18 protein-coding genes are annotated in these 24,846 nt (G+C 71.8%); 8 read left to right on the top strand and 10 right to left on the bottom strand.

Annotated elements, in window-relative coordinates; translation table 11 throughout:
• Window positions 1–170 precede the first annotated feature (170 nt).
• Complete coding sequence (locus AB0F88_RS05900) at window positions 171–2,552, top strand: LuxR C-terminal-related transcriptional regulator (RefSeq protein ID WP_362677798.1); 2,382 nt, start codon at window positions 171–173, stop codon at window positions 2,550–2,552.
• Window positions 2,553–2,948: 396 nt separating this feature from the next.
• On the opposite strand, the gene AB0F88_RS05905 is transcribed toward AB0F88_RS05900, so the two are convergent.
• Complete coding sequence (locus AB0F88_RS05905) at window positions 2,949–3,368, bottom strand: ATP-binding protein (protein ID WP_362677800.1); 420 nt, start codon at window positions 3,366–3,368, stop codon at window positions 2,949–2,951.
• 142 nt (window positions 3,369–3,510) lie between these two features.
• Window positions 3,511–3,720 (bottom strand): DUF5999 family protein, encoded by a 210-nt coding sequence (locus tag AB0F88_RS05910; protein WP_362677802.1) that lies wholly within the window; start codon window positions 3,718–3,720, stop codon window positions 3,511–3,513.
• A gap of 530 nt (window positions 3,721–4,250) precedes the next feature.
• On the opposite strand from AB0F88_RS05910, the gene AB0F88_RS05915 reads away from it, so the two are divergent.
• Window positions 4,251–6,098, top strand: a complete 1,848-nt coding sequence (locus AB0F88_RS05915; protein ID WP_362677804.1) for a CHAP domain-containing protein — start codon at window positions 4,251–4,253, stop codon at window positions 6,096–6,098.
• A gap of 76 nt (window positions 6,099–6,174) precedes the next feature.
• Here the strand turns inward: AB0F88_RS05915 and AB0F88_RS05920 are convergent, their stop codons facing one another.
• Window positions 6,175–7,941 carry a serine protease gene (locus tag AB0F88_RS05920; RefSeq protein ID WP_362677807.1) on the bottom strand — a complete coding sequence of 589 codons (1,767 nt, stop codon included), beginning with the start codon at window positions 7,939–7,941 and terminating at the stop codon, window positions 6,175–6,177.
• Between the two features lie 123 nt (window positions 7,942–8,064).
• Window positions 8,065–10,317 carry an MMPL family transporter gene (locus AB0F88_RS05925; RefSeq protein ID WP_362677809.1) on the bottom strand — a complete coding sequence of 751 codons (2,253 nt, stop codon included), beginning with the start codon at window positions 10,315–10,317 and terminating at the stop codon, window positions 8,065–8,067.
• A 125-nt stretch (window positions 10,318–10,442) separates the two neighbouring features.
• Between AB0F88_RS05925 and AB0F88_RS05930 the strand changes: the two genes are divergently transcribed.
• Window positions 10,443–10,973, top strand: coding sequence for a TetR family transcriptional regulator (locus AB0F88_RS05930; protein ID WP_362677811.1), 531 nt, complete (start codon window positions 10,443–10,445; stop codon window positions 10,971–10,973).
• 44 nt (window positions 10,974–11,017) lie between these two features.
• On the opposite strand, the gene AB0F88_RS05935 is transcribed toward AB0F88_RS05930, so the two are convergent.
• Window positions 11,018–13,087, bottom strand: coding sequence for a PASTA domain-containing protein (locus tag AB0F88_RS05935; RefSeq protein ID WP_362677813.1), 2,070 nt, complete (start codon window positions 13,085–13,087; stop codon window positions 11,018–11,020).
• Between the two features lie 468 nt (window positions 13,088–13,555).
• Here AB0F88_RS05935 and AB0F88_RS05940 point away from each other — a divergent pair, with 468 nt between their 5' ends.
• Together AB0F88_RS05940 and AB0F88_RS05945 are read left to right on the top strand one after the other, a co-directional pair.
• Window positions 13,556–14,383 carry a HipA family kinase gene (locus AB0F88_RS05940; RefSeq protein ID WP_362677815.1) on the top strand — a complete coding sequence of 276 codons (828 nt, stop codon included), beginning with the start codon at window positions 13,556–13,558 and terminating at the stop codon, window positions 14,381–14,383.
• The gene (locus AB0F88_RS05945; protein ID WP_362677817.1) at window positions 14,380–14,757 is read left to right on the top strand and encodes a DUF3037 domain-containing protein; all 378 of its coding nucleotides are present in this window, start codon (window positions 14,380–14,382) and stop codon (window positions 14,755–14,757) included. Before AB0F88_RS05940 ends, AB0F88_RS05945 begins: the two co-directional genes overlap by 4 nt.
• A 43-nt stretch (window positions 14,758–14,800) precedes the next feature.
• Here the strand turns inward: AB0F88_RS05945 and AB0F88_RS05950 are convergent, their stop codons facing one another.
• The 4 genes from AB0F88_RS05950 to dxr all read right to left on the bottom strand — a co-directional run bounded on the left by AB0F88_RS05950 (window position 14,801) and on the right by dxr (window position 20,075).
• Window positions 14,801–15,643, bottom strand: a complete 843-nt coding sequence (locus AB0F88_RS05950) for a GNAT family N-acetyltransferase (RefSeq protein WP_362677973.1) — start codon at window positions 15,641–15,643, stop codon at window positions 14,801–14,803.
• Window positions 15,644–15,703: 60 nt separating this feature from the next.
• Entirely contained in the window at window positions 15,704–17,311 is a 1,608-nt protein-coding gene (locus tag AB0F88_RS05955) for an alpha/beta hydrolase (RefSeq protein ID WP_362677819.1), read from the bottom strand.
• Window positions 17,312–17,688: 377 nt separating this feature from the next.
• Window positions 17,689–18,855 carry a flavodoxin-dependent (E)-4-hydroxy-3-methylbut-2-enyl-diphosphate synthase gene (ispG, locus tag AB0F88_RS05960; RefSeq protein WP_362677821.1) on the bottom strand — a complete coding sequence of 389 codons (1,167 nt, stop codon included), beginning with the start codon at window positions 18,853–18,855 and terminating at the stop codon, window positions 17,689–17,691.
• 35 nt (window positions 18,856–18,890) lie between these two features.
• Window positions 18,891–20,075, bottom strand: a complete 1,185-nt coding sequence (dxr, locus tag AB0F88_RS05965) for a 1-deoxy-D-xylulose-5-phosphate reductoisomerase (protein WP_362677823.1) — start codon at window positions 20,073–20,075, stop codon at window positions 18,891–18,893.
• Between the two features lie 224 nt (window positions 20,076–20,299).
• Here dxr and AB0F88_RS05970 point away from each other — a divergent pair, with 224 nt between their 5' ends.
• The gene (locus AB0F88_RS05970; protein ID WP_362677825.1) at window positions 20,300–21,394 is read left to right on the top strand and encodes a peptidase; all 1,095 of its coding nucleotides are present in this window, start codon (window positions 20,300–20,302) and stop codon (window positions 21,392–21,394) included.
• A gap of 53 nt (window positions 21,395–21,447) precedes the next feature.
• Window positions 21,448–22,494 carry a hypothetical protein gene (locus tag AB0F88_RS05975; RefSeq protein WP_362677827.1) on the top strand — a complete coding sequence of 349 codons (1,047 nt, stop codon included), beginning with the start codon at window positions 21,448–21,450 and terminating at the stop codon, window positions 22,492–22,494.
• A gap of 51 nt (window positions 22,495–22,545) precedes the next feature.
• Here AB0F88_RS05975 and AB0F88_RS05980 read toward each other — a convergent pair whose 3' ends face one another.
• Window positions 22,546–23,973, bottom strand: a complete 1,428-nt coding sequence (locus AB0F88_RS05980) for an aldehyde dehydrogenase family protein (protein ID WP_362677829.1) — start codon at window positions 23,971–23,973, stop codon at window positions 22,546–22,548.
• Between the two features lie 211 nt (window positions 23,974–24,184).
• Between AB0F88_RS05980 and AB0F88_RS05985 the strand changes: the two genes are divergently transcribed.
• A complete protein-coding gene (locus AB0F88_RS05985; protein WP_362677831.1) occupies window positions 24,185–24,820 on the top strand; it encodes a TetR/AcrR family transcriptional regulator in 636 nt (211 codons plus the stop codon).
• Window positions 24,821–24,846: the final 26 nt, after the last annotated feature.

The following is a 24,846-nucleotide window of genomic DNA, read 5'->3' on the forward strand; positions in this document are numbered from 1 at the left end:
CCCGGCCCGGGGCGGCGGGTCACCGGTCCACGCCCCCGCCGGCGCCCGCCCGGGTCACGGGACCCGGGCCGGGGGACACGCGCGGGGAAACGGCCTGCACATAGTGTGGATTGTGCCGGCGGGATCCGGACATACGGCGATCCGCTTGCCGAAGCCGGCGTGAGGCACTGATGGATGAGGTGGCATCGGCCGCCCCGAAGCGGTGGCAGGCGACGGATCTGCCCCCCGAGGTGACCAGTTTCGTGGGGCGTCGGCACGAGATGGCCGAGGTCAAGCGACTGCTGTCCGGGGCACGCATAGTGACTCTCACCGGCCCCGGCGGGGTCGGCAAGACCCGGCTGGCCCTGCGCGTCGCCGCCGACGTCCAGCGGGCGTTTCCCGACGGGGTGTGGCTGGTCGAGCTCGCCGGGCTGGAGAACCCGGAGCTGCTCACCGATTCGGTGAACGAGGCCCTGGCGATCAGGGACGTCTCCCACCGGCCCCCCGTGGAGGTGCTCATCGACCACCTGCGGGAGAAGCGGGCACTGCTGATCCTCGACAACTGCGAGCATCTCCTGCGAGCCTGCGCCGTACTGGCGGGAACCCTCGTCCGCGCGGCCCCCTCCCTGCGGATCCTCGCCACCGGCCGGCAGGCACTGGGCATCTCCGGCGAGCAGACACTGGTCGTGCCCACCCTGCCGCTGCCGCCGCCACCGGGCTCCGGCGGCGGGCCGTCCGCGGAGCCGGCGGCCCGGTCGGAGGCGGTACGCCTGTTCGTCGAACGGGCCACCGCCGTCCTGCCGGACTTCACGCTCACCGAGGCCAACCGGTCCGCGGTGGAGGAGATCTGCCGCCGGCTGGACGGCATCCCGCTCGCGATCGAGCTGGCGGTCGTGCGGCTGCGCGCCCTCTCCCCCGAGGAACTGCTGGCCCGGCTGGACAACCGGTTCCGGCTGCTCACCGGCGGCTCGCCCGCGACGCTGCCCCGCCAGCAGACGCTGCGCGCGCTGATCGACTGGAGCTACGCCCTGTGCACCGAGAAGGAGCGGCTGCTGTGGGAGCGCGTCTCGGTGTTCACCGACGGCCTGGACCTCGACGCGGCCGAGGCGGTCTGCTCGGGGGACGGCATCGACCGCCAGGAGGTGGTCCACCTGGTGATCGGGCTGGTTGGCAAGTCGATCCTGATCCGGGAGGACCTTCCCCCGACGTCCGCGGTGACCCGCTACCGGCTGCTGGAGACGATCAGGCAGTACGGCCGGGAGAAGCTTGTGGCCTCGGGGCAGGAGAGCGCCCTGCAGCGGCTGCACCGCGACCACTACCGGCGGCTGGCGGCGGAGGCGTACGCGGAGCGGTTCGGTCCGCGCCAGGTGTCCTGGCTGGGCAGGTTGAACCTCGACCACGCCAACCTGCGCACCGCGCTGGAGTACTGCTTCGGCGAGCCCGGGGAGACCTCCGCCGCCCTGGTCATGGCCACCGACCTGCTCTACCACTGGACCACGAGCCACTACCTCAGGGAGGGGCGCCACTGGCTGGACCTGAGCCTCCTGTGCGGTACCGGCTCCGACGAGGTCCGGGGCCGCGCGCTGTGGTCCAACAGCTGGCTGGCCGTCATCCAGGCCGACATCGTCTCCGCCACGACGATGCTGGAGGAGGCCAGGAAACTCGGCGGGCGTCCCGGGCACGAGCCGGTCCTGGCCTACGTCGCGCTCTACTCGGGGATGATCGCCATGTTCCGGGGGGACGTCGATCTCGCGATCAGCCTGTACGAGGAGGCGGTGACGCGCCACCGCGCCGACGACGACCCGGCGGGCCAGGCGCTGGCGCTCGTCCGGCTCTGCCTCGCCCACTCCTTCCGGGGCGACTGGCCGAGCGCCGTCTCCGCTGGCGAGAAGTGCATCGCGCTGTGCGACGCCCACGAGGAGGGCTGGCACCGGGCGTACGCGATGATGGCGCTCGGCGTCGGGGTCTGGTGCCAGGGCGACGGCCCGCGCGCCACGGAGCTGGAGAAGGAGAGCCTGAGGTTCAACCGCTCACTCGACGACCTTCTGGGCGTCGGCGTCAACGTGGAGGTGCTGGCCTGGATCGCCGCCTCGAACGGCGACCACCAGCGGGCGGCCAGGTTGCTGGGGGTGCTGGAGACGGCCTGGCAGGTGATCGGGGCACCGCTGTCCGGTTACGGGCACCTGACGCGCTACCACGACGAGTGCGAGGAGCGCACGCGCGAGGCTCTCGGAAAGCAGGCCTTCGACACCTTGGTCAGGCAGGGCTCGAAGATGCGGTGCGACGAGGCCTTCGCCTTCGCTCTCGAAGAGGAGGCGCCCCGCGACGAGCCCTCCGGCGAGGCCGAGGAGCCGTCGCCGCTGACCCGCAGGGAGACGGAGATCGCCAAGCTCGTCGCCCAGGGGCTGAGCAACAAGGAGATCGCGGCCTCGCTGACGATCGCCCAGCGCACCGCGGAAGGTCACATCGAGCACATCATGACCAAGCTCGGCTTCCACTCCCGGGCCCAGATCGCCGTCTGGACCGGCGAGCACATCCTGAACGCGCACGGGAACCGCACGCCCGACGGCTGACGGGCAGGACGGGGACGACGCTCAAGGTGGGACGCCGGAGCCGACGAGTGCGATGATCCCGTCGGCTCCGGCGCCCGGCTGGAACCGGGTCGGGGAACTCGGCTCCGGCCTTCGGAGGTGGTCTGTGGCGCCGGCCCTCGGAGGGCCGGGCGGCGGGGGCCCGGGGCGGTGGTCCTGCGGCCCGTGGCCGGGGTTGTGCGATCGTGGCTGGGGTTGTGCGATTCTTCGCGCCCGGGGCGGCGCGGCCGGGCTTTCACGGCCGGGGCCTCCGGGGCAGATCTCCGGGCGGCTCTCCGGGGCTGCGCGTGCGGCCGGTCTCGCGCGGACGGCTCTCGGCGTGTACGGCCGGCCCGTTGGCCGGCCGTCGCGGAGGCGGCGCGTCGATCGACCTCGCGGTCAGGCCTCGGCGGCGTTCGCGGTGAGCTCGAACCAGACGGCCTTGCCGTCGGTCGTACGGGCACTGCCCCAGCAGCAGGACAGGAGCTCGAGCAGGTGCAGCCCGCGTCCCCGCTCCTCGTCGTCGCCTGCCCGGCACACGCTGGGCAGGAAGGAGTCCGGGTCCGCGTCCTCGACCTCGCAGCGCAGCAGGCCGTCCTGGAAGGAGAGGGCGAACCTGATGGTTCCTCGCGAGTGGCGCAGCGCGTTGGTCACCAGCTCGCTGACGAGCAGCTCGGCGACCGTACTGTGCTCCTCGTGCAGTCCCCAGTCCGCCAGGCAGGCGCGGGTCAGATGGCGCGCCTGGGGCACGGACGCCGACTCGGGCGCGAAGGAGCACGACGTCTCCTGGCCGTACGGCGTTGCGAGAAGAGCGTTCATGAGCGTTCACCTACGTGGTCGGCGGTTGCCTCGGCCGGGCGTGGTTCGCACGCGCGTCCGCCGCCGGAGACCTCGGGCCGCCGCGGGGCCGTCCGCCCGCGTGGCGTGTCCAGTCCCGGTCCGGCGGGCACACGCGACGAGATCATGCCGCCTGCCCCAAGGAGACGCGGTGCAGAGGCATGCCGTGGACGGGAGTGCTGCGACCGTCAGGCAGGAGCGCTCCGGTGTCCTCGAAGACCACCACGCCGTTGCAGAGCAGGCCCCACCCCTGCTCGGGGTGGAAGGCCACGAGAGACGCGGCTTCGTGATCGGGTGCGCTTGCGAGTGGGCAGCGCGGCTGGTGTTGACACATGGCTCGTACCTTTTAACCTTCGCTGGTTGCTGTTGAGCCTTTCCTGGTGTGACCAGCATCTCTCAGGGTCCATACGTGCATAGCGGGATAAATACCCATATGTCTACCCATTTCGCCGAAAGGTAAAGAAACCGGACGTCGACGCAAAGAACGATCGGCAAGATCGAACGGGGCGGATACGGCGGTCCCGGCCCCGGTCGCGGCGATCCGGTAGATCTTTTTACTGGACGGTTTACCATCGGAGATCATCCGGAACCCTCCCTGACGTCGCCTTTTGCCCACATGCGTGACATCGAGCGACTTGACGTCCCCTTTAGCCTGTCGTGACCTGTCCTTGGGGCCGGGTAACCTCCCTCGTCACGGAAGACAACTGGCCAGTGGTGCCGCCACACGCGTCCCTCCACACCCCCGGTGGGCCCGCGTGAACGCGCCGTCGCTCAACCTCGTCTCCCGGTGGCCAGGTCGCGAGGCGGAGCGACCGTGCCCGCACGGCCGCCGGGAGTCCCCCGAAATCCTCAATGACACCTGAGATGCGCAAGTTCGTCGAGCTGCTGGAGAGCCAGCTCGGATACTCCGAGAAGAGTGGCGGCTACACCAAGTTCGGTGACTGGTACGGCAAGAACGTCGAGTTCGACGCCGACTACACCGCCGCCCCCTGGTGTGACATGTACCTGTCGTGGGCGGCGGAGAAGCTCGGCTACCAGGAGTGGATCGGCCAGTTCGCCTACACCGTCCACCACGCCCAGTGGTTCCGGCAGCAGGACGCCTGGGGCACCGTCCCCAAGCCGGGGGCCATCGTCTTCTTCGACTGGAGCGGCTCGAACAGGATCGACCACATCGACCACGTCGGGATCGTCACCGGGGTCGATGGGAGCAGGATCCACACGATCGAGGGCAACATCGACGGCGGGATCGCCAAGCGCAAGGAGCGCGACACCGGCAAGGTCGTCGGCTACGGGTACCCGGAGAAGATCAAGGCCCGGCTGGACCGGGAGGCGACCGAGAAGCAGACACTCGTCAAGCCCGCCGACGCGGCCGGGGACAACGCGGTGGTGATCGGTCCAGGACTCGACCTGCTCGCCGTACTCCCCGCCCCCGTACCCGCACGGGAGACCCGCACGCCCGCCGGGCCGGGCAGGCCAGAGCCCGCCCCCAAGCACGCCGGGACGACCGGCAAGGCCGGGAAGGCCGGCGGGGACGTCAAGGCCGCCTCGGGGAACGACGGCAGGACCGTGTCCGGGGGGAACCCCGCCCCGGGCGCCCCGCAGAGCGACCGGACGACCGCGAAGGCGCCGGTCAGGACCCAGGCGCCGGCCTCCGCCGGCCGCACCTCTCCGGGCAAGCACGCCAAGGCCTCCACCGCCGGCACCAGCGCGCTCGCCGTCACGCCCACCGCCACCGTCCGCGACCTCGCCACGCCCGCCCCGGGGTTCGACACCCCCGCCGTGCTCGCGCCGGTGCTGCTCGCCGCGGTCGCGATCCTCGCGCACGGCAAGGCCCGGCAGTCGAGGGTACGGCTCCTCGCGACCGCCTCGGGGCGTACCGCCCCGGCCCTCTCCCCCTCCCCCTCGCCCCGCAGGACCCCGGGCCGCCGCCGCGCCCCCGGCCGCCGCCGCATGCCCAGGAACGCCCCCGCCCGCGAACTCTCCTACGCACCGCCCCCGGCCCGCGACCTCGTGGAGATCCCCGTCTCCCCCGAAGCCGAGAACCTGTTCACCCCACCCCCCAGGCCCGGCTCCCACATCCCCGCGAACGCGCCCTTCCCCCACAGCCTCGTGGAGAGCCCCGTCTCCCCCGAAGCCGAGAACCTGTTCACCCCACCCTCCAGGCCCGGCTCCCACGTCCCCGCGAACGCGCCCTTCCCGGCCCGGGGGTCCGTCACCTCTCGGGAACCCGTTCCCGAGAGCACGTTCGCCCCGGCCTCGAGCACCGTGTTCCCCTCGGTCACGACCTCCGTCGCCCACGTCGAGGAGCCCCGCGTGCAGGACCGTCGCGACGACCGCCCCCGCGCCCCCTACCGGGGCAGGCGTCGCCTGCACGAGCATGCCGTGGTGGAGTCGTCGACCCTGGTCCAGGACTCCCCGCCGCGCGGCCGCCGCCACCGCCGGGCCGACCCGATGGTCACCACCGCCATCCCGGTCGTCCCCGCCCGTCCCACCCGTCCTGTCCGTCCCACCGCGTCCGCCCGCTTCGCCCCGGCAGCCCGCCCGGTCACCGAGCCCAGAGCCGCCGCTCCCATCCCGGCGGCCCGGACAGGTCAGGGCGATCCGGCCGGCCCGGCCATCACGGCCCGCTCCGCCGCGCCGCCCGCCGCGCCGGGCGACATCCTGGTTCACAGCGGCTACCGGGGACGCCGCCGGGCGGAGGCGCTGGTCTAGCCGTCCTCGACCTCTGTGGTCAGTACGGCCGGCCCCTTCCGGAGGCGCCGTCCCGGCCTCGTCGGGGCGAGCCCGCTCAGCGCCGCTCGGGCGGGCGCCCCATGGTGCGGCGCAGCTGCTCCAGCTCCGCCTCCAGCCCGGCGATCCGGGTGTTGGCCCCCGGGCCCCCCGAACCCCCCGGGCTCCCCGGGCTCCCCGGGCTCCCCGGACCCCCCGGGCCCCGCTGGGGCTGCGGCGGTCCGTAGGGCGAGTGCGGGTGGACCACCCGGGTGTCCTCGGGCGCGGCCGGGAGCGGGTAGGGCGCCCGCTGCCGGTGGTGCTGCGGCGCACCGTACGGCTCCTGCTGCCCGTAGGGCGGCCGGCCGTACTGGCCCGCGTAAGCCTGCGCCGGGTGGCCGGGCTGCGCACCGTACGGAACGGGCGGGAAGGCCGCCGGCCCCCTGGCACGGCGCCTGCCCCGGGCGACCGAGGCGATCGTACCGATCACGAACAGGGCGATCAGGCCACCGCCGCCCCACAGCAGCCACGGCAGGATCGGCGTGCCGCTCTCGTCCTTGCCGGCGGTGATGGCCTGCTGGGAGTCGCTGACGTACTTGGCGACGTACGGGTGGTTCGGCTGCAGCGCCTGCGTCTCGCGGAACTTGGGCAGCGCGTCGGAGTACCGGTTCTGGAAGAACAGGTCGAGCGCCTCGTTGTAGGCCTTCGTCGTCGACGACTCGGCAGGCTTGATGTTCTTCTCGTTCAGCTTCTCCTTGACGATGCTGACCGGCAGCACGAAGCTCTCACCCTCGGTGGAGCCGCCGTCCTGCTGGATCAGGCCGCCGACGAGGATGCCGATGACCCTGCCGTCCTTGCTGAACACCGGACCGCCCGAGTTGCCCGGGTAGGAGGGCGCCTGGGTCTGGATGTACGGCACCCCCTCGGGGGTCTGGCGGGCGGCGTTGTAGGGGCCCTCGGTGAACGCCGGATCGAGCTTGGACTCCAGGTTGAAGATCGAGGTCTGCGTCACCGTACCGGGGAATCCGCTGATGTAGAGGGTGTCGCCGACGCGCACGTCGGAGTCCTCGCCCAGCGGCACGGTCGGCAGGTTGCTCTGCCCGTTGGCCTTGAGGATCGCGACGTCCTTGCCCGGGTAGACGGTGCCCTTGGCGACCAGCTCGATCGGCACCGTCTTGGTGGTCTTGTCGACACCGCCGCCCGGCAGGCTCTGCAGCAGCGAGAGCGAGCTCTTGACGTTGCGGATCTTGATGTTGTCCGCGTTCCAGACCTGGAAGATCTTCGTCGCCGTCCTGAGGATCTCCTCGTCGGAGGCGATCTCACCGAGGTCGGCCACCAGGTCGGCGGCGTCCTTCTCGTTGATCTTCGTGAGGGCCTGGGCCGCGAAGGTCCGCGCCAGCTCGGTCTCCTCCTGGCCGACGCAGTGCGCCGCGGTGACCATGTAGCCGTCCGGCGTGACCCACCAGCCGGTGCACAGCCCGCCCGCCGTCGCCTCGACGACCCGCTCCCGCCCGCCGGGCGAGAAGTAACGGCCCGGGTCCTTGGCCATCTGCTGGACGACCCAGCGGTAGATGCTGTTCTCGTCGGAGGAGATCTTGCCGCTCTGCACGGCGTCGACCCCCTGCTGGGTCAGGGTCCTGATCGCCTCCAGGTTCGCCTCGGGCGTCGGCACGGCCACGTCGGCCGTGTAGGACACCGAGGTCAGCTGGACGGCCGGATGGGTCCTGGCCGCCAGCCACGTCCCGACGGGGACGTCCACCTCTTTGGGTTTCGCCATCGCGGTGCCCGGCAGGGCCAGCGTGCTCGCCAGCACCAGGCCCGCGACGGCGCCGATTCTTCCCCACATCTTCGTACTCTCCCCAAACTCGCTTCCCGGGCGAGAGCATGGCGGAGGCCGCTTGGGGAGGACTTGGAAGCGACTGGGACACCGGCGGCGTTCCCGGCGGCACGGGGCGGAGGCCCGCTCCCGTCAGCCGCGGCCGGCGCCGACGAGTTCCCTGCGCGGCCCCTCCGGCCTCTCCGGCCCCTTCCTCTCCTCGTCCTCCTCGTGGCCCTCGACGGAGAGGTCGGGCAGGATGCGGTCCAGCCAGGCGGGGCACCACCAGTTGGCCCTGCCGAGCAGGGCCATGGTCGCCGGGACCAGCAGGCCCCGGATGATCGTGGCGTCCACCGCGATGGCCACCGCCAGGCCGACACCGAAGATCTTGACCATGGGGTCGGGGTAGGCGACGAACGCGACGAAGACCGCGACCATGATCAGGGCGGCGGAGGTGATGACCCTGCCGGTCGACCCCAGCCCCTCGGCCACCGCCCTGCGGTTGTCGCCGTGCTTCAGGTACGCCTGCCGCACGGCGGTGAGCAGGAAGACCTCGTAGTCCATCGACAGGCCGAACAGGATCGCGAACAGCATCAGCGGGATGTAACTGTCGATCGGCACCGTGAAGAACACCGTGCTCAGATAGGAGCCGTCCGCGCTGACCGGCGTGTCCATGCCGACCAGGCGGCTGCCCAGTCCCAGGGAGAAGACCAGCGATAGCGCGCCGAACGCGGCACCGAGGGAGACCAGGTTCATCAGCGCGGCCTTGATCGCGACGACCGGCGAGCGGAACGCCAGGAGCAGCAGCAGCGCGCTCAGCAGGACCACGACGCCGACGACCAGGGGCGTGCGTCCGGAGATCCTGTCACCGGCGTCGGCCATGCCGGCGACCTGCCCGCCCACGTGCACCTGGGCTCCCTCGACGTCGAGCGCGCGCACCGCCTTGACCACCTCGAGCGCCCGGGGGTCGCCGGGGGCGTAGGCGGGGATCGCCTGCACCAGCGCCGCCGTACCGCCCCTGTTGAGGACCGGGTCGCCGACGTGGACCACTCCCTCGACGTCCGCGACGCGCTCCTTCAGGTTGCCCAGGACGGCCGGGGCCGGCTCCCGGTCGACGACCCTGGTGTCCAGGTCCGCCACCACGACGAGCGGGCCGTTCATGCCGGGCCCGAACCCGGCCTGCAGGAGCTCGTACGAGCGCCGCGTGTCGGTGCCGCGGTCGGCGTAGCCGTTGTCGAGCGTGCCCAGCTTGAGGGCGAGCGCGGGCGCGGCCAGCGCGCCCAGGAGGGCGACGCTGAGCGCGAGCACGCTCCACGGCCGCCGGGCCACCCAGTTGCCCAGCGAGGCCCAGCCGGAGGAGCCGTGGCTGCCCCGCCGCCCCGTGAACGGCAGGCGCAGCGCGTTGACCCGGTGCCCGAGCAGGCCGAGCAGCGCGGGGACCAGCGTGACCGAGGTGACCACCGCGCAGACGACCGAGATACCGGTGATCCAGCCGAGCGTCTGCAGCAGGGGGAAGCCGGCGAGCATGAGCGCGCTGAGCGCGATGATCACGGTGCCCCCGGCGAACACCACCGCGCCGCCGGAGCCGGCGGCCGTCCGGCGGACCGCCTCGGGGACCGGCAGGCCGTCGGCGAGCAGCTTGCGGTGCCTGCTGAGCAGGAAGAGCGCGTAGTCGATGCCGACGCCGAGGCCGATCATCGTCGCCATGATCGACGCCTGCTTGGGCACGTCCACGATGTGGCCGAGCAGGCTCACCACGCCGAGCCCGGTCGCGATGCTGATCAACGCGGTGAAGATCGGGATCATCGCGGCGACCAGGGTGCCGAACGCGAGCAGCAGCACCAGCAGCGCGCAGGCCACACCGATGATCTCGCTGGTCCCGGTCTTGATCTCCTTGTCCGCCGGGCTGCCCGAGGACGCGGGGACCGCCTCGATGCCCGCCGCCCGTGCGGGTTCGGCCGCCGCGGAGAGGAGCTTGGTGGTCTCGGCCAGCTTGGCAGTGTCGTTCCCCTCCAGCTTGATCGCGATGATGCCGATCTCCAGGCTGGGTGCGAGACCGCCGACCTGGTAGGGGGACTTCACCTCCTTCACGTGCGGCACGTCGCGGATCCGCTCCACCGCGCGCTCCACCGCGCGCTTCCTGTCCTCGGAGATGAGGGGGCCGTCGGGCGAGTAGAGGACGATCTGGGCCGAGCTTCCCACCCCGTACCCGGGACCGAAGCCGTCCTTCATCAGGTCGACGGCCCGCTGTGCGTCGGTGCCGGGAATGCTGACGTCGTTGCTGACCGGGCCGGGGAAGAACACCGATCCCGCCGTCAGCAGCGCCGCCGCGACCACCCACAGGGCCAGTACGGCCTTGCCGTGCCTCGCGCACCAGCTTCCCAGCCGCCCCAGCAAACCAGACATCGGTGACCGCCCCGCGTTGAGTGTCAAACGTCCTGAAAAGCCGTACTGTACGCTCGTACAGAACCTACGGTAAAAGAGTAGGGGGACAAATCCGGAAATGCTCTAGGCGACGTGGGACTGAGACGATGACCACACTCGAGCACGGGCACGACACGCGTGAGCGGATCCTCGACGCCGCCCGCCAGCTGTTCGCCGAACGCGGCTACGCGGCGACCTCGCTCGCCGACATCGCCTCCGCCGTCGGCCTGACGAAGACGGCCGTCGCCTACCACTTCCATCCCAAGGACCGCCTGGCCACGGAGCTCATCGCCCCCGCCGGCCAGGACATCGTGGCCCTGATCGAAGACGACTTCGACGACGACCGCGCCTTCGCCGAGGCCCTGGTGACCTTCACGGTCAGGCACCGGGCGATCATCCGGCTGATCATGGAGGACATCAGCGGCGCCGACGACGCGCCCCCCGGCTCCCCCGGCGAGGCCATCCGCGCCTTCCGCGACGCGATCTACCGCCGCCTGGCCGGGCCCGACCCGGACCCCGCCCGCCGGATCTGGGCCTGGGCCGTACTCGGCTCGCTCCAGTCGGTGGTCAAGACGATCGATCTTCCCGAGGAAGAGGTCGGGAAGACCCTCCTGGCCATGGTGCTGGCCTCCCTCTGAAGCATCCCTTCCGGGGCTCTCCGCGTCTCGTCACCCCGGACGCCTCACCCGGAAGGGGCGGCCTCCCCGGGAACGGGCGCCGGCGGGACCGTGGGATCGGGAGGCTCGGTGCTCTCCCCCGGACCCGGCCCCGGCCCCGGTCCGCTCTGGCCCCCGACACCGACAGTGATCACGATCGTCGCACCGGGCCTGGCGCAGGTGCCGGGCGCCACGCTCTGCGCCAGCACCACTCCGTCCTGGCCCGCGCCGGTGACCAGCCGCGCCCGCGTCCGTACGGCGAACCCCGCCCCGGCGAGGGTGTTGGAGGCGTCGGTCGCGCTCTGGCCGGCGACCGGCGGCACCGGGACGCCGTGCCTGGAGACGACGAGTTCCACCGCGCTCCCCGGGGAGACACGCCTGCCCGCGCCGGGGGTGCTGGCGAGCACCCGCCCGGCCGGCTGGTCCGAGCAGCGCGTGCCGACCCCGCCGACGGCCAGCCCCGCCCGGGCCAGCGCCGCCTGGGCGGCTCTCCTGGCGAGGCCGACCAGCGTGGGCACCTGGGTGCCGCCGGAGACCTGCAGGTCGACCCTGCCCCTCTTCGGCAGCGCGGTCCCCGCCGCTGGGCTGCTCGCGAGCACCTCACCGAGCGGCCGGCCGGAGTTGACCGCCTTGACGGCCCCGGCGACCAGCCCGGCCCGTTTGATCAGGCGCGCCGCCTCGGAACGATCCAGCCCGACGAGCGCGGGCACGACCACCGTGGCGACGGGGGGCGGCAGGGGGGAGGATCTGACGCCCTCCGCGCGCGGGGGCTTGGCCGGGACCGTCGGCGGGATCGGGAGCGGTTTGATCGGAGCGCTCGCCCTGCCCTCGTGCGACGTGGTGTCGCCCTGGGAGGTGGACTCCACCGCCGGGACGACCGGCGGGGCGGGCACGCCGCCCGGCGCGGCGCCGCTCAGAGCCGGGACCAGGACTCCCACCAGCACGGCGGCGCTGACGAGCAGCGCGCCGGAGACCGCGACCGAGGCCCTGGTGGCCGCCTGCCCGGGGTGGGTCCTGGGCTCGTCGAAGTCCTCGCCTCCGGCGGGGAACGCGCGCCCGCCGGGCCTCGCGCCCGCCGGGGACGCACCGCCCGGTTCACCGGTCCCGCCGAACCCGGCCCGCCGGCCGGTCCCCGTCGCGCCCCACCGGCCGGAAAGGCCCGTGACACCGGGCTGAGCGGAGAAAGCCGAGGGGCCGGAGGAGACCGCAGGGCCGGAGACGTCAGGCCCGCCGGGCGCGGGCGGGAATCCCGGCACCGGCGAGGAGCGGGACTCGATCACCGACCGGCCCCCGTCGTCGCCGAGCAGCGCGAGCAGCAGCTCCCTGCTGGTAGGGCGGTTGCGGGGATTCTTGTCCAGGCAGTCGACCACCAGCGCGCCGAGCAGCCCGTCGAGACGGCCCAGTTGCGGGGCCGCGGTGAGGATCCGGTTCAGGACGGCCGCGATCGAGTCCTGCCCGAAGGGCGCGTGGGCGTTGGCGGCGAAGCACATCGTGGCACCCCAGGCGAAGACGTCGGCCGCCGGGTTGATCTCGGCGCCCTCCACCTGCTCGGGCGCCATGTAGGCGGGGGTGCCCGCGCCGCGCCCGCTCTGGGTGGCCGCGGCGTCCAGCGCCCTGGCCAGCCCGAAGTCGATGACCCTCGGCCCGTCGGGACCGAGCAGCACGTTCTGCGGCTTGAAGTCGCGGTGCACGATCCCGGCCCGGTGGATGGCCGCCAGCGCGGTGGCCGTGCCGATGGCCAGGCGCTCCAGCCTGCCTCCCTCGCGGGGCCCGCTGACCGCGACCTCGCGGTGGAGCGACGGGCCGTCGACGTATTCGCTGACGATGTAAGGGCGGTCGCCGTCCAGCCCGGCGTCGATCACCTGGGCCGTGCAGAACCGGGCCACCTGCTTCGCCAGCTCCACCTCGCGCAGGAAGACCTCGGGGTCCTCCCCCACCGAACCGTGCAGAAGCTTGACCGCGTAGGGCTCGGAGCCGGTGTCGGGGCGCACCCCGACGTAGACCACCCCCTGCCCACCCTCTCCGAGACGCCCGATGATCTCGTACTCACCGAGCCCCGCCGGATCCCCCGTTTTGAGCGGCTGCGCATACGGCACGCGAGCCTCCCCTCGCCGCCACCCTTCTCACTCAAGAAGAAGCATCGCCGACAGTCAACGGGAATGAAGGTCTTGTCTTCCTCACCGTGACACTCATGTGATGCTCAGGCCAGGGCAAGACATAACACATCCCCCGAATACGCGGCCGCCTTTTCTTCCGGCCCACCGCGCCGTTTTCTCCTCGCCCTCCTTCTCGCGGCCCTTTTCCCACCTTTCCCGCCTTTCCCGCCTTTCCCGCCTTTCCCGCCTTTCCCGCCTTTCCCGCCTTTCCCGCCTTTCCCGCCTTTCCCGCCTTTCCCGCCTTTCCCTCCGCCACCCGCCCCGCGCGAACCGCCCTCCTTCTCACGGCTTCTCACGGCCCTTCTCACGGCCCCTTTTCCCCCGCCTCTCCTCCCTCCGCCTCTCGGCCCGCACGGGACGTCCCCCCGCCCGGACGGGAACCGCGAGCCGACCCGGTAGCCTGGCGAGGTGCTTGAAGCGATCAAAGCCACCCGTTACGTGACACCGCTGCGCGAGGGCGGCTCACTGCCCGGGATCATGGAGGCGGACGACCTCGGCACCCACGTCGTGAAGTTCCGCGGTGCCGGGCAGGGCCGCCGGGTCCTGGTCGCGGAGATCGTGTCCGCCGGGCTGGCCCGGCGCCTGGGATTCCGTACGCCCGAGCTGAAGGTGATCGACGTCGATCCGCAACTCGGCGCCCGCGAGCCCGACGAGGAGATCCAGGACCTGCTCAAGGCCAGCGAGGGCAACAACCTGGCGGTCGACTTCCTGCCGGGCGCGCTGGGCTTCGAGCCGCTGGCCTGGCCCCCCGAGGCCGGGTTCGCCTCCCGCCTGCTCTGGTTCGACGCGCTGATCCACAACGTCGACCGGAGCTGGCGCAACCCGAACCTGCTCCTGTGGCACGGCGACACCTGGCTGATCGACCACGGCGCGGCGCTCTGGTTCCATCACAACTGGCCCTCGGCCAACCCGTTGCGCGACTTCGACGCGAGCGACCACGTGATGGCGCCCTTCGCCACCCGGATGCCCGAGGCCGACGCCGAGTTCAGCGAGCTGATCACCAGAGACCTGCTCGACGGGGTGGTGGACGAGGTCCCCGACGAGTGGCTGGAGGACGAGCCCGGGTTCGACGGGGCGCAGGCCGTGCGGCAGGCGTACGTCGAGCACCTGCTGGCCCGCGCCCAGGGACCGCGCACCTGGCTGCCGGGGCCGTCGGGGCCGTCGGGCCAGGAGCCCCGTCAGGACCAGGAGAGGAAGACCGGCTCGGTGGGCGCGTTCTGGAAGGACAACCGGTGAAGGACGTCTACGAGTACGCGGTCATCCGGGTCATCCCCCGCGTGGAGCGCGGCGAGCTGATCAACGCCGGTGTGCTGCTGTACTGCCAGCCCCGCGACTACCTGTGCGCCCGGGTGGAGCTGGACGAGGCGCGCCTGCGCGCCCTCGACACCGGGGTGGACCTCGACGGGGTACGGCACGCGCTCGGCGCCTACCAGCGCTCCTGCGGCAGTGACTCGGGACCCCTGACCGGGGAACCGCTGGGCAGCCGCTTCCGCTGGCTGACCGCTCCGCGCAGCACGATCGTGCAGACCGGCCCGGTCCACGCCGGCCTCACCGCGGATCCGGAGACGGAGCTGGAGCACCTCGTGACCCGGCTGGTCCGCAGCCCCTGAGTTCCGGCCTCACAGGAGGCCTGGCGAACCTGGCGAAGAGACCTCAGAAGAGCACCGACATGAAGGTGCCGACCTCGACGAAACCGGCCCTGCGGTAGGCGGCCCTGGCGGGGGCGTTGTAGTCGTTGACGTACAGCGACACCACGGGGGCGAAGTAGTCGAGCGCGTGCTTGATCACCGCGGCCATCCCCGCCACCGCGTGGCCGCGCCCGCGCATGTCGGGGTGGACCCAGACGCCCTGGATCTGGCAGGCGTGCGGCGTCACCGCGCCGATCTCGGCCTTGAAGACGACCTTGCCGCCTTCGATGCGGGCGTAGGACCTGCCGATCCTGATCAGCTCGGCGACCCTGGACCGGTAGAGGGCGCCGCCGTCCCCGAGCTCCGGGGAGACGCCCACCTCCTCGGTGAACATCGCCACGCAGGCCGGAAGCAGGATGTCGAACTCCTCGGGCCGGACGCGGCGCACCAGCGGGTCGGCGGGGACGGGCGACGGCTCACCGGTCACCATGACCGGCTGTGCCCAGCGGATCGCGCGGGCGGCCCCCCAGTACGGCTCCAGCCGCTCCCAGAGCACCTCCACCGCGTCCGCCGGGCCGACGATCGAGGAGCAGCGGCGGCCCTGCTTGCGCGCGCGATCGGCGAAGGCGTAGACGGCGTCCGTACCGGCGTTGACCGGAACCAGGTTCGCCCCGGCGTAACAGATGGAGGTCAGGCCGCCGCGCGGCCCGAACCCCCACATCTGGCCACCGAGCCTGGCCGGATTGAGCCCGACCGAACGGACCCTGGAGGCGACGAAGACATTGCCGACGGGGTCGGTGTCGAGAAGCGCCAGGACCTCGTCTCGATCGTTGTCGTCGAGCACGCGCGACGCCGTTGTGCGCAGCATCACGTGCTCAGCCTACGCGACCCCCTCGAATTTGGCAGGAACCAACACAGAGCCTCTCATCTACCTGCTTTGGTCACCTCGTCCTGCCGTGTGCCCGGCGGGAACGCGGACGGTCGCGGGGGCGACCACCGGTACGGGCGCGGGGATTCCCGGGCACCGGGCGTCCGGCGTGCCGGAGCTCTGACGACCGCCGGGAAGGGTGCCCTCCCTGAGGTAGGCGGCCAGGCGCCGGTCGACGCAGGCGTTCCCGTTGAGCGCGACCCCGTGGTTGCCGCCGGGCACGGCCAGCAGCCGGGAGCGGTGGAACATGGCGCGCATCCGCACCGCCCCGGCGTACGGGGTGGCGGCGTCGCGCTCGCCCTGGATCAGCAGGATCGGCGGCAGCTTGGCGTCGTCACGGATCTGCACGGGCCTGCCCGCCTGCTGCGGCCAGAACGCGCACGGCGCGTTGTACCAGGCGTTGGGCCAGGTGAGGAAGGGCGCCTTGGCGTTGGCCTTGGTCATGTCGGCCCGCCAGCGCGCCCAGTCGCGCGGCCAGGCGGCGTCGCGGCACTGCACCGCGAGGTAGACCGCGTAGCTGTTCTCGTCCTTGGCGTCGTTCACCGCGTGCTTGCGGTAGGTGTTGACCAGGGGGGTCGCCTCGCCCTTCTTGACGTAGGCGGAGAAGGCCTTGGCCAGCTGCGGCCAGACGGCGTCGGAGTAACCGCCCAGGGTGTAGACGTCGTCGAGCTCGCTCGGGCCGACCACCCCTCCGGCCGGGCGGTCGCCCAGCCGGTCGCGCATGGCGTCCCAGGCGAAGGAGACCGCCCTCTCGGTGGCGCCGAGCCGGTAGACCGGGTTGTGGCGGGCGATCCACTTCAGGAAGTCCTCGTGCCTGTCCTGGAAGGCGATGCTCTGGTCGAGGTTCGAGCGGTACCAGATGCCGCGCGGATCGACCACGCTGTCCAGGACGAGCCGCTTGAGCCGGTCGGGGAAGAGCGTCGCGTAGACCGCGCCGAGGTAGGTTCCGTACGAGTAACCCAGGAAACTGATCTTCGACTCGCCGAGCGCCGCCCTGATCACGTCCATGTCCCTGGCGGAGTTCTCGGTGGTCATGTGCGGCAGCATCCAGCTCCACCGCTCGCCGCACGCCTGGGCGTACTTGCGGGCCCGGGCGATCAGCACGCTCTCGTCGCGCCTGCTGACCGGCACCTGGTCGGGGCGGGGCGCCTCGTAGTACTTCCTGGGGTCGACGCACCTCAGCGCGGGCTCGCTCGCCCCCACTCCGCGCGGGTCGAAGCCGATCACGTCGAACCTGTCGGCCAGTCCTTCGGGAAGACCCGCCGCGACGCCCCTGACCAGGTCCCGGCCCGACGCCCCGGGACCACCAGGGTTGACCAGCAGCGCGCCGAGACGGTCGTGGGTGGCCTTCCCCCTGATCCGGTTCAGGGCGATGCCGATGGTCTGGTGCGGGTTGGCGTAGTCGAGCGGCACCCTCACGGTGGCGCACTCCATCGGGTTGTCCACCCGTCCGGCGGGAGCGGGCACCGCCCCGGTCACCGGGGTCGCTCCCTCGCAGGGCCCCCAGACCAGCCCCTGTCTCTCCTGGGCCACCGCCCCCTGCGGCACCCCCACCGCCGCGGCCAGCATCGCGATGCTCGCGGCGATCCCGACGACCCTCTTCTTCACTGTGTGATCCCCCTACTCGTACGGCAGAGGCGATGGTCTCCCGGGGGCGGCGCGACCATCCGGAACACAGCCGGATGCCTGGCAAAGTGTAGTCAGATGATTGCTAAGTGTAATGACACGAGGTCGGGCGCAGACCTCGCGCGGTACGTCGCGGAAGAGCCGGTCCGCCCCGGTATCGGGTCACGTGCGGGAACATCACGAAAGGCCCGGTCCGGTATCGGGTCACGTGCGAGGACCTCACGAAAGGCCCGGTCCGCCCCGATACGGATCCGGCGGAGGGGGGCCGCCACACGAAGCAGCCCGCACCCCGGCGCGATACCGGGGGCGGGCGGAAATCCCTCCGGCCGAGCGGCCGGAGGGATCAGAGGATCGAGCGGTCAGCTGACGACGACCTGGGGGCCCGGGGCGTCGTCGTCGAGGTCGACCTCCACGCCCATCTCCTCGGCGAGACGCAGGGCCTCCTCGATCAGGGTCTCCACGATCTGCGACTCGGGGACGGTCTTGATGACCTCGCCCTTGACGAAGATCTGGCCCTTGCCGTTGCCGCTCGCGACGCCGAGGTCGGCCTCGCGGGCCTCGCCGGGACCGTTGACGACACACCCCATCACCGCGACGCGCAGCGGGACCTTCAGCCCTTCGAGCCCTGCCTGGACCTGCTCGGCCAGGGTGTAGACGTCGACCTGGGCGCGCCCGCAGGAGGGGCAGGAGACGATCTCCAGGCCGCGCTCGCGCAGGTTGAGCGACTCCAGGATCTGGTTGCCGACCTTGACCTCCTCGACCGGAGGAGCCGACAGCGACACGCGGATGGTGTCGCCGATGCCCTCGGCGAGCAGGGCACCGAACGCGACCGCGGACTTGATCGTGCCCTGGAAGGCCGGACCCGCCTCGGTGACGCCGAGGTGGAGCGGGTAGTCGCACCGGGCGGCGAGCAGGCGGTAGGCCTGGACCATCACGACCGGGTCGTTGTGCTTGACGGAGATCTTGATGTCGCGGAAGCCGTGCTCCTCGAACAGCGAGCACTCCCAGAGCGCCGACTCCACCAGCGCCTCGGGAGTGGCCTTGCCGTACTTCTGCAGGAGGCGGGGGTCGAGCGAGCCGGCGTTGACGCCGATCCGGATCGGCACGCCGCGCTCGCCGGCCGCGCGCGCGATCTCACCGACCTTGTCGTCGAATTTCTTGATGTTGCCGGGGTTGACCCTGACCGCCGCGCAGCCCGCCTCGATCGCGGCGAAGACGTACTTCGGCTGGAAGTGGATGTCGGCGATCACCGGGATCTGCGACTTCCTGGCGATGATCGGCAGCGCGTCGGCGTCGTCCTGGGAGGGGACGGCGACCCTGACGATCTGGCAGCCCGAGGCGGTCAGCTCGGCGATCTGCTGGAGCGTCGCGTTGATGTCTGCGGTGACCGTGGTGGTCATCGACTGGACGGAGACCGGCGCGTCCCCGCCCACGGGGACGGAGCCGACCATGATTTGACGGGATATGCGTCGCTCGGCGATCGGCCTGGTCCTTACGGACGGGATTCCGAGAGCAACAGAAGTCATTTTCAGCCCTTGAAGTGTCGACGACACTCATCAGTCTAGGCAGTCCCGGTGAGCTCGCGTGCCCGTATCCGCGCCCAGGAGTCGGCATCGAGGACCTCGGCCACCGAACCGGCCTCGGTCACGGTGTGCTCGGAGACCACCGCCGCCACGGTGTCGACGATGCCGAGGAACGGCAGTCGCCCGGCCATGAAGGCCTCGACGCAGACCTCGTTGGCGGCGTTGTAGACGGCCGGGGCCGTGCCGCCGGCCGCGCCGACGTGGCGGGCCAGCGCGACGGAGGGGAAGGCCTCGTCGTCGAGCGGCTCGAACGTCCAGGTGTGGGCGGTGGTCCAGTCGACCGCGGGGGAGGCGTCGGCGACCCGCTCGGGCCAGCCGAGGGCGAGCGCGATGGGCAGGCGCATGTCCGGCGGGCTGGCCTGGGCGATGGTCGAGCCGTCGACGAACTCCACCATCGAGTGGATGACCGACTGCGGGTGGACGACGACCTCGATGCGGTCGAAGCCGATGTCGAAGAGAAGGTGGGCCTCGATGACCTCGAGCCCCTTGTTGACGAGTGTGGCGGAATTCACCGTGATGACCGGCCCCATCGACCAGGTGGGGTGGGCGAGGGCCTGCTCGGGGGTGACGTCCGCGAGGTCCGCGCGCGACCTGCCGCGGAAGGGCCCGCCGCTCGCGGTGACGACCAGGCGGCGCACGGCGGAGGCGTCGGGGCCGGTGGGCCCGGCGGCCCACAGGCACTGGGCCAGCGCGGCGTGCTCGGAGTCGACCGGGATCAGCTGGCCGGGTTTGGCCAGGCGCTTCACCAGCGGTCCGCCGACGATCAGCGACTCCTTGTTGGCGAGCGCGAGCACCCGGCCGGCCTCCAGCGCGGCCAGCGTGGAGGTCAGCCCCAGCGCCCCGGTGATGCCGTTGAGGACGATGTCGGCGGGCAGGGCGGCGGCCTCCGCCACCCCCTCGGGCCCGGCCAGCACACGCGCGCCCGCCCCGTACGCGGTCAGGGCCTCGCGCAGCTCCGGGACGGCGGAGGGATCGGCGACGGCGACCACGTCGGGCCGGAACTCGGCCGCCTGTCTGGCGAGCAGGTCGATCCGGCCGCCGTAGGCGGCCAGCGCGGCCACCCGGAACCTGCCGGGGTTGCGGGCGATGACGTCGAGGGACTGGGTCCCGATGGACCCGGTCGAGCCGAGCAGGACGACGGAACGGACGGTGTCTGGCTGCACCGCCCCATTCTCCCGGCTCGGGCCGCGCTGTCGAATCGGCCGTGGCGGGTCATACCACTCATGATCAGCCTGGATCATGGCGAAAATCTGTTAGACATGAAACACAGGATAAAAGTCGGTATTTAAGTCCGAATTTCGTCATATCAATAGTTGTAAAGCCTGAGAAATGCGTACGTACGGCGCACTAGCTTCCCGGAACAGCAACAGGCCCTCGGGAGGTACATATGCGGCGCAAGGCACGGCTCGTCCCTATTCTCACCGCCATCGCGGGAAGCACCCTGCTCTCCACGACGATCGCGCACGGCGCCACGGCGGACGCCGGCACGGGTGCCGCAGCGGGCACAGCGGGCGCTGCGGGCGCGGGCGGCGTCACCTCGGCGCGGGCCGTTCCCCAGCCGGTCGAGAAGGAGGCGGCCGACACCAGGAAGGAGCAGCAGACCGTCCAGCGCTACTGGACCGAGGCGAAGATGGAGGCGGCCCGGCCGCTCGCCGCCCTCGTCCCCGAGAAGGACGGCGCCCGGCTCACCGCCGGGGCGATCGCGGCCCAGGCTGCGGCCGATCCCGTCTCCGTCCCCGCGACCGAGCCCGACGGCGACGCCGTCACGGCCACCAAGGGCTCGGCGGCCGTCCGGGCCTCCACCGGCGCGGCGTGGACCCGCGGCGGGGCGATCGTCAAGACCGCCGGGCGCGTGTTCTTCACCTACCAGGGCCGCAACGCCTCCTGCTCCGCGAACGCGGTGACCAGCGAGAACAAGAGCACCGTGATCACGGCGGGGCACTGCGTGAGGATGGGCGGCGCCTTCCACGGCAACTGGGTGTTCGTGCCGGGGTACGAGAACGGCAACCGGCCGCACGGCACCTGGGTGGCGACCACCCTCTACACCACCCCGCAGTGGAACAACAGCGAGGACGTCAACTACGACGTGGCCTCAGCCGTGGTGGCCCCGCTGAACGGCAGGTCGCTGACCGACGTGGTCGGCGGCCAGGGCGTCTCCTTCAACCAGGCGCGCCGCCGGCAGATGCACTCCTTCGGCTACCCGGCGGCCGCGCCGTACAACGGCTCCAGGCTGATCTACTGTGCCGGGCGGGCGTTCGACGACTTCCTGATGTCCCGCGACATCGGGCTGAACTGCAACATGACCGGCGGGTCGAGCGGCGGGCCCTGGTTCCTCGACTTCAACGAGAGCACCGGCCTGGGCACCCTCAACTCGGTGAACAGCTTCAAGTACGCCTTCGCCACCGGCTGGATGTTCGGCCCCTACTTCGGGACCGAGGCGCAGGCCGTCTACGAGGCCGCCCAGACCACCGGCACCCCCTGATATTCACCAGAAGTAATCACAAGAACACCCCTCGTAGTGCAAACTCGGGTTTCATGACCTCAAGCCTCCCCCTGCTTGCGGCCGCCCCGCTCGTCGCCGGGTTGCTGAGCGCCCCGACGACCGGCGCGACGGCCACCTGGCAGACGGCCACCGCGTCCGGGCAGCGGGCCGTGAAGACCCTCGTCACACCCTTCGCCCAGAAAACAGGCTCGGCGTCCGGCATGCCGGACGTCGTCGGGCACGCGACCGCTCCCACCGCGTCGGAGCGGGAGCGCGTGCTCGGTTACTGGACCCCCCGCCGGATGGCCTCGGCGCTCCCCGTCGACCGGCTCGCCAAGGTCACCGGGATGCTCGGGCGGCTCTCCGCCGCCGGGCAGGGGGTGGTCCCCCGCCGGAGCCCGCACGGCGCCGCGTCCCGCACCGCGGGCGCCCGCTGGACCTCCGGCGGGGTGGTGGGGCGCACCACGGGGCGGGTGTTCCTCACCATCAAGGGCAGCGACTTCGTGTGCTCGGCCAGCTCGGTCAGGAGCGCCAACAAGGACCTGGTGGTGACCGCCGGACACTGCGTCAAGGACGGCACCGGCGCCTGGGCCGACAACTGGACCTTCGTCCCCGGCTACAGCAAGGGCCGCCGCCCGTACGGGCAGTACACCGCGCGCCGCATGTTCGTCGCGGGCCCCTGGTCGCGCGAGGGCGACGACAGCCACGACATCGGCATGGTGGCGGTCAACACCAGCGGCGGCAAGCACCTCGGCGACGCCGTCGGCGGCCAGGACATCGCCTTCGGCGCCCCCAGGGGGCGCCTCGCCAGCGGTTTCGGATTCCCCGCCGACTCGCCCTACGACGGCGAGCACCTGGTCTACTGCGCGGGCCCGCTGCGCGAGGACCCGAACGGGCAGACCGGCGACCAGGGCATGCGCTGCGACATGACCGCCGGATCCAGCGGGGGTCCGTGGCTGAGCGGTTTCAACGCCTCCACCGGCCGGGGCACGATCGTCTCGGTGAGCAGTTTCAAGTACAGCGACGACCGCCACACCATGTACGGCCCCTACTTCGGCGACTCCGCCAAGACCCTCTACGCCACGGCCTCCGCGTCATGACCCCGGCGCTGAGGCGGCACTCGGGACGCGGCCGGTTCCAGGCGGCCGGCTCTAAAGGGTCAGGCCGGTGAGCACCATGACCTTCTCGTAGGTGAAGTCGGCGATGGCCGAGCGGAGACCCTCGCGGCCGACCCCCGAGTCCTTCACCCCTCCGTAGGGCATCTGGTCGGCACGGTACGACGGCACGTCACCGATGATCACACCGCCGACCTCGAGCTCCCGGTTCGCCTTGAACGCGTTGTCGAGGCTGCGGGTGAACACCCCGGCCTGCAGCCCGTATCTGGAGTCGTTGACCGCGGCGAACGCCTCGTCCACCCCGGACACCTTCTGGACGACCATCACGGGGCCGAAGACCTCCTCGCGGGAGACCTTGGCGTCGGCCGGTGCGTCGGCGAGCACGGTGGGCGCGAAGGCGGCGCCGTCGCGGGTGCCGCCGGTCAGCAGGCGGGCCCCCGCCGAGACGGCCTCGCCGACCCACCGTTCCACGCGCTCGGCGGCGTCGGCCGACACGAGCGGGCCGACCTGCGTCTTCTCGTCGGCGGGGTCGCCGGTGACCAGGGCCTCGACGGCCGGGACGAGCCGGGCCACGAAGTCGTCGTGGACCGACTCCTCGACGATCACGCGCTGGACGGCGATGCAACTCTGACCGGCCTGGTAGTTGGAGAACAGCGCGATCCGCGAGGCGGCCCAGTCGAGGTCGGCGTCGGCGAGCACGACCGCGGCGGCGTTGCCGCCCAACTCCAGGGTCACGTGCTTGCGCGGGACCCGGTCCATGATCGCGTACCCCACGGGGGCCGAGCCGGTGAAGGAGACGACCGGCAGGCGCGGGTCCTCGACCAGCGCGCCGGCGCTGTCGTTGGACACCGGGAGCACGGAGAACATGCCCTCGGGCAGGTCGGTCTCGGCCAGGATCTCGCCCAGGACCAGCGCGGATACCGGCGTCGCCGGGGCGGGCTTGAGGACGATCGGGGCCCCGACGGCGATGGCGGGGGCCACCTTGTGCGCCACCAGGTTGAGCGGGAAGTTGAACGGGCTGATGCCCAGGATCGGGCCGTACGGGACTCGCGAGACGTAGGCGAGGCGGCCGGCGGAGGCGGCCTCGGTGTCCAGGCGCACAGTCTCGCCGCCGAGGCGGCGGGTCTCCTCGGCCGCGAACCTGAAGGTGGAGACCGCGCGGGCGACCTCGCCGCGGGCCCAGAAGATCGGCTTGCCGTTCTCGGCGGTGATCAGGGCAGCGATCTCGTCGGCCCGCTCGGCCAGGCGGCGCGAGACGTGCGCGAGAGCCTCGGCCCGCACGTGGATCGGGAGCGCGGCCGCCTGTTTGCTCACGGCCGCCACCGCGGCGACGGCCTCCTCGACCTGGCCGTCGGTCGGCACTGAGCAGACGGCGACGACGCGGCCGTCATGCGGGTTGGTCACGGTGAGCTCGGCCTCGCCCGTGGCGGGGCGTCCGGCGAGCCAGAAGGGGCGCACGTCCATGCTCCGACGCTATGTCACCGGCGCGGAGGCAGCCTTACTCCACTCCGCACAACAGCCCCGTGGCGGCACACCGTTCCGCATAAAATCCGCCCCCCGCCCCCTGTAACGAAAACAGGGGTATTCGGGGATATTCCTTACAGGTGCCGGTTTGAATGATCCCGGGCGTGGCTAAGTCACCGGATGGACGATGAGAGTGGAAGGGCGTGGGCGCATGACCTCCTCGGCGCCGCGCGGCCTTCAGGGTGCCTATCTGATCGGTGAACGGGCGTCCCAGGACCAGCTTCGCGCCAGGCTGCTCGACGTCGCCAGCCAGTTGCTGGTCACCATCGGGCCGGAGAGCCTGTCGATGCGCCGCATCGCCACCGAGGCGGAATGCTCGACGACCGTCATCTACACCATGTTCGGCAGCAAGGAGGGCCTGGCCGAGGCCCTTTACCTGGAAGGCTTCGAGCGCTTCCGGCGCCGCCTGGAGGCCGTCCCCTCGCGCAAGGACGCGCTGGAGCACCTCATCGCCCTGGGCCCCGTCTACCGGGAGGCCGCGCTGGACGAGCCCGGCTACTACGCCCTGATGTTCGAGCGCGCGATCCCCGGCTTCGCGCCGAGCGAGCGGGCCAGGACCCTCGCCCGCGCGGCGCTGAACATCGTCGACCGGGTGATCGCCGACTGCATCTCGGCCGGGTACATCGTCCCCACCCAGCCCAGGAAGATCGCCGACGCCGTGTGGGCCGCCGCCCAGGGCGCGATCAGCCTGGAACGTGCCGGGCACCTGCGCGACGGCAACACCTACGACACGGTCACCTACGCCGTCATCTCCCGCTACCTGGTCGTCGACCGCCACCGCTCCTGACGGCGCGCTCCGGACGGGGACGCCGG

The organism is Streptosporangium sp. NPDC023963 (assembly GCF_040639135.1).
Lineage (GTDB): Bacteria > Actinomycetota > Actinomycetes > Streptosporangiales > Streptosporangiaceae > Streptosporangium.